Here is a 5041-nt window from a genome sequence, read left to right as displayed (position 1 = left end):
ACTGAAATAGATCAATTTGTCAGAAATCCGATTGAAAATGGATTGAAAGTGGTTTGAAAGTCCTTTGAAAAAGCCTATAATATAGGTATCTCTGGATTGAAAGTCGATTGAAAGACACTTTCAATCGACTTTCGATAAATGGGAGTGGAATTTTTTGAAGACGGTAAAAGAAATTTGTAAAGAAACTGGGTGTTCTCATCCCACAATACTTAAGAGAATTAAAAAATTAGAGCTCAAGACCATTCCACTCACAATAAATAATAAATCTGCGACTGCCATCGATGATGATGATTTTAACCTACTCGTTCAAAATTTGATTGAAACTGGGACGTATAAGGGTGAAAATCCAGTAAACTTCTCAAAAGTTACAGAAAATAAAAGGGACGATCATCAGAATACAGAAACATATGAAAATTATCTTCTACGTCTCCATGATAAAGATAGACATATCGAGAGCCTGGAAAAGTACATCATTAGTCTTGAAAATCAGTTAAATCAGTCAAATGATCGTCTGAGAGAAGCTCAGAATTTAATCTCTCAACAACAATCCCTTCAATTAGACGCGAATCGACGTGTAGAGATGGCAGAAAAGAAGTTTGAATCATTAAAACTAGAATTAAGTGAAGTAAAATCCGATCCTGTAGCTGAAAAACAAGTCCAGACAGAGAAAGATCTGCCGAAAGAAGAAAATAAGTCGATATTCTCGAGGTTTTTCAGAAGATAGAAATGAATAAGATATTCAGTTTTACTTCCGATAATCTTTCATTATGTCAACTTTAGAAATCCTCCAAACCCTTGATACTTATGTATTTCGACATGATCATAAAAATGCTGATTTATACAGAAAATATACATCCCTTGATTTAACAGTGTTTTTCTGAAAATCACGCTTTCATAAACTGAATATTTATTAATCTAAAATTTTTATTTGAGGAGAGCATTTATGACAGATAAAAAGAATGAAGAATTACTGACACCTGCTGAACGAAAATATCGTAAAGCTTTAAAAGCACAAAAAGAAGCGTTACAAGAAATCAAAGAAGAAAAAGCTCGCCAATTTAAATCATTAAAAGAAGTATTTCAAGATGATTATCCACGCAATGAAGATAGTAAGCCGATTACTTTAAAACAATTTAAAGAGAATTATACGATTATAAGAAAAGATCAATTAAATAAGGCGCCATCATCAAATAATGAAGAATATGATCGCTTGTTGAATGCGTATAAAAAGGTTGTTGGTCGTTTAAGAGAAACGGCAGATAATATTGACCATAGTCAAGGTTATCCAAAAATTTCTGATTTGAGTAATTTTACAAAATGGGTGGAAACATTTAAATCAAAGAATTAAATGTTTCGCCGTGTTAAAAATGCTGATGATAAAATCATTAGCATTTTTATTTTGTTTAAAATCTAAAAAGAGAGTGAGTGGGAGTAACTCACTTTCTTTTTTAGATTTTAAACAGTTCATTAAAAATCAAAAATGGAGAATAACCATTTTATAATTTTTAATGAATTAAAGGATAAATATTTCGAAGAAATGTTTATTTGCACTTCAAGGGGTCAAGGGGAAAGTATTTCACCTTGCAAGAGAGTTGGAGTAGACTTTGCGAAGCAAATGTATACAAAAACACTGCTTGCTAAAAATATCTAACAGTTCATAATTTTGGTATAATTATCGTAAGATAATTTATCACATTAGAATATTAGATATTTTCGTTATTGTGATTTTGAAATGATTCTGTTGAAAGAAATCTGAACGAATAGTGATGATTTTCTTCTACAGAAATTGCGAAATGTATCTGAGCGAATAGCGATGATTCATAGCAAATAATTTCAAGATCACTAGGCACTAATTGATTAAAAATGTGAATGAAATGAACAATTTTAAGAAAGTAGGGACTACAGATGAGCGATAAAAAAAAGAAAAAATCAAAGATTGTTTCTTTTCGAGTGAATGAAGAAGAATACGAGCTGATGGTGAGCATTGCTGAAAGTGCGAACATGAAATTAAGCGAGTATTTGAAAATAAGGGCAATTGAGGGCAGAATTCATCAGCCGAAATTGTCGAATGAAGTTGCAAAAGAAGTTGTGCCTAATCTACGCAAACTCACCGATCAAGTACAAAGAATTGGCCATAATATCAATCAATCCACAAAAGCACTCAATCAGATTAAAAAAAGCTTGATACTTGCTCCTTCTGAAGTGCTCGACGATATAAAGAAATTAGAACAGCAGACAGCAAAATTTGAAGAAATCAACAAAGGGGTTAATGACATATGGCTTACACTAAAGTAGCACCCTCTCGCAACGCTACAGCATCGATTAAATACGCAAGAGACGGAAAAGATAAAGGTGAGGATAAATGTGTCGCTATGAGAGGGTTAAACTGTGATCCCTCAAATGCTGAATACCAATTTGACGTTGTAAGATGTGTACACCGTAAAGCAATGAATGACAACGAAGATATACAGGCACGAACGATTATTCAATCATTTAAAGGCACTGAATTAAGTGCTGAAGAAGTCAATGAGATTGGCTTTGAAACTGCCGAAAGATTAAACGAACGATTAGGAGACGGTTTTCAGGCTGTCGTCTACACACACGGAAATACAGGGAATTATCATAATCACATTATCTTTAATTCAGTAAATTGTGATACAGGAAAGAAATATACACTTCATTATGAAAAATTTGAGGTTGAAAAAATAAGCGATCAAATATTAGTAGAACGTGGACTTGAGACGATTGATAAGCAGAAAGAAGATATTGTTACGCTTACGGAGAAAAAACGTCGTGCTGAAGGCAAATACGTGTGGAAAGATGATTTAAAAGAACGTATTTCAACTGCTCTAGACAAGACACTCGAAAACTATTCAGAAACAAAGGATAATATCGCTGAATTTAAAGAAAATCTATTGAAACTAGGTGTAGACGTAAGAGAAAGATACGTTAAAAAAAGAGATGAAACGTTATATTCTTATGGTTTTACAGACGAAGATGGCAAAAAGAGAGTAAATAAGCAAAAAAGTTTAGGAAAAAAATATTCAGCTGAACGTATTTTAAGTACGATAGAGCGCCATAAAGAAAATATAAAAGAAAAAGGACAGGAAGATCTGTTTGAGACTGAAATAGGCTTAAATGAGCTAAAAACAGCTAAAAAACAAAGTGGTTTTGTTGAACCTATGGAAGTTGAACGAAAAAGAAAAGATTTTATTAAAAAAGATGAAAAAGAAGTTAAAATTGACGTTAAAAACGATATTTTTATTCAAAAAGAAGAAAATAAATCTATTCCACCCGATCCATTTGGAGAATATCTCAAAAAAGAAGAAGAAATGAAAAAACAACTGGCATTAAGCGACTACTTACAATCTCGTGGATTGAGCTATGACAGTGAATTCAGAGAAATGGTCGTCTATAACAAAAATACAAACGAATTCAAACCTTACAGAGAAATTTCTAAAAATATTAATGGTTTTAGGTATCATCATAATCTATCAACAATAGATAGAGAATTTGAATTTGAAATCTACACTTCCCCTAAAAATAAATTGCTAGAAGGTAAATTTAACGCTGATTTCGGACATTCTTTCAAAGAACAAGTCGAAAAGATTGCTGAAAAGCAAGATGTTTTAGATGAATATAAAGCTGAGCATAGAATAATAATAACAAACTCTAAAAAAAATAAAATAGAAAATAAAAAAATATATGATATATTATAAGAAAATTCAGAAAATTAAAAGGTGGCGATTTGTTTGAGCACTTCTAAAAAAATAATATTCACTCCTATACTGATTATGTTAATCTTATATTATTTAAGTTCTATTTTATTTAACAAAGGTATTATAGAAGAATTTAATAAAGATCTACTAATAGGCGTATCTTTACTTATTGGATCATTTGCATTTTTTAATTATTCCAAAAAATTTACTTATATTTGTTTGATTATCATCATATTAAGCTTCTCTTTATTCTTCTTAAAATAAAAGATTCATAAATTATAGAATACTTAGCACATGATGCTGCACTATAACCAAAAAATAAAGTATGCAAAATTTTTGGAATATTCAGTAAAAATAATCATTCGCCTCTCCTTCGTCGAGTCGGGAGCAATCATTCATACGAAGTCATTGATAACTTTTAAAGATCGAAAAGTTACCAACAACTTCATATTCATTTCTGCTAGGTTTCCCCAGGAAAAACAAAATGAAATAAATTTATCACTTATTTTTTATATAATTCATCCCTTAAAAACACATGCTCTAGAATAGTACCTCCTGTGATTTTTAGGGAAGGACTTTATATTTTTTTTCAACTACTAGCAAGCGCAGCGAAGCTACGTTTTTGCGCAGACTTATCCCGTTGCTTGACTCATATCAAGTTTTATCTGATGGCTGATCCTCAGAACTATACGATCATTATTAGGTGGCTCTATTTGATTTTCTATAGCGAGTAAGCTCAACCGACCTCGCTTAGCACGTAGTTTTTTTGCTACTGTTTACGCAGTACTTGATGTGCCTATCGTTTAGTTTCTTGATATGCCCCCGAATAAGTCGGCTCAGCATACCCCTTTCCCCTACCGTTTGAGAGATGGCCGTAGTCACCATTTGACGTAAAATCGTACATAACTCTCATTCAGTACACATTTAACGGATAGATTCTCAGTCGACTGCTCGAAGCTCTATCACACTTCATCGGGGGCTATTGACGTAATTTGTCGAAAGATTACGCTTATCAGCCATATTTAATTTGATATGTAATACGTAGCTAAAAAAATAAAAAGCTCTACACACGTTGGTGTGTAGAGCTTCTTCTCATGTAAGTCGATTATTTAAATTATAATGTTGTTTACTCTAAGGTAAATTGTGATATTATATATTTAATTAATCGGTTAGATGAGTGTACTGTCAATACACACATCGAATCCTGTTTTTGTGCTGTCAACACAAAAGAGGAGCCGGTTATTTTTTTATGCTTTTTTTTAGTCTATGCCTCTGTAAAATACTTTGCAAGTCAAAACTGAAAGTTTTTTGATTTTTTTTTT

General features: G+C 31.8%; 4 protein-coding genes. All 4 read left to right on the top strand.

The genetic code is table 11. From position 1 onward, the window contains the following. The first annotated feature begins 154 nt into the window (after positions 1-154). Positions 155-724 (top strand): GumC domain-containing protein, encoded by a 570-nt coding sequence (locus QNJ52_RS11425; protein ID WP_283722647.1) that lies wholly within the window; start codon positions 155-157, stop codon positions 722-724. Positions 725-943: 219 nt separating this feature from the next. Further along, complete coding sequence (locus QNJ52_RS11420) at positions 944-1348, top strand: hypothetical protein (RefSeq protein WP_283722646.1); 405 nt, start codon at positions 944-946, stop codon at positions 1346-1348. Positions 1349-1905: 557 nt separating this feature from the next. Next, positions 1906-2295: a plasmid mobilization protein gene (locus QNJ52_RS11415; RefSeq protein ID WP_283722645.1), complete on the top strand. Its 390-nt coding sequence runs from the start codon at positions 1906-1908 to the stop codon at positions 2293-2295. Continuing rightward, positions 2277-3719 (top strand): relaxase/mobilization nuclease domain-containing protein, encoded by a 1443-nt coding sequence (locus QNJ52_RS11410; protein ID WP_283722643.1) that lies wholly within the window; start codon positions 2277-2279, stop codon positions 3717-3719. Before QNJ52_RS11415 ends, QNJ52_RS11410 begins: the two co-directional genes overlap by 19 nt. The last annotated feature ends 1322 nt before the right edge of the window (positions 3720-5041 follow it).

Origin of the sequence: Macrococcus sp. S115, assembly GCF_030067655.1 — a bacterium.
Lineage (GTDB): Bacteria > Bacillota > Bacilli > Staphylococcales > Staphylococcaceae > Macrococcoides > Macrococcoides psychrotolerans.
This window is presented reverse-complemented; position numbering and strand designations above follow the sequence as displayed.

Coding starts and splice junctions, on each gene's coding strand:
- QNJ52_RS11415 (WP_283722645.1), top strand. CDS start 1,906: ATGAGCGATAAAAAAAAGAAAAAATCAAAGATTGTTTCTTTTCGAGTG.
- QNJ52_RS11420 (WP_283722646.1), top strand. CDS start 944: ATGACAGATAAAAAGAATGAAGAATTACTGACACCTGCTGAACGAAAA.
- QNJ52_RS11410 (WP_283722643.1), top strand. CDS start 2,277: ATGGCTTACACTAAAGTAGCACCCTCTCGCAACGCTACAGCATCGATT.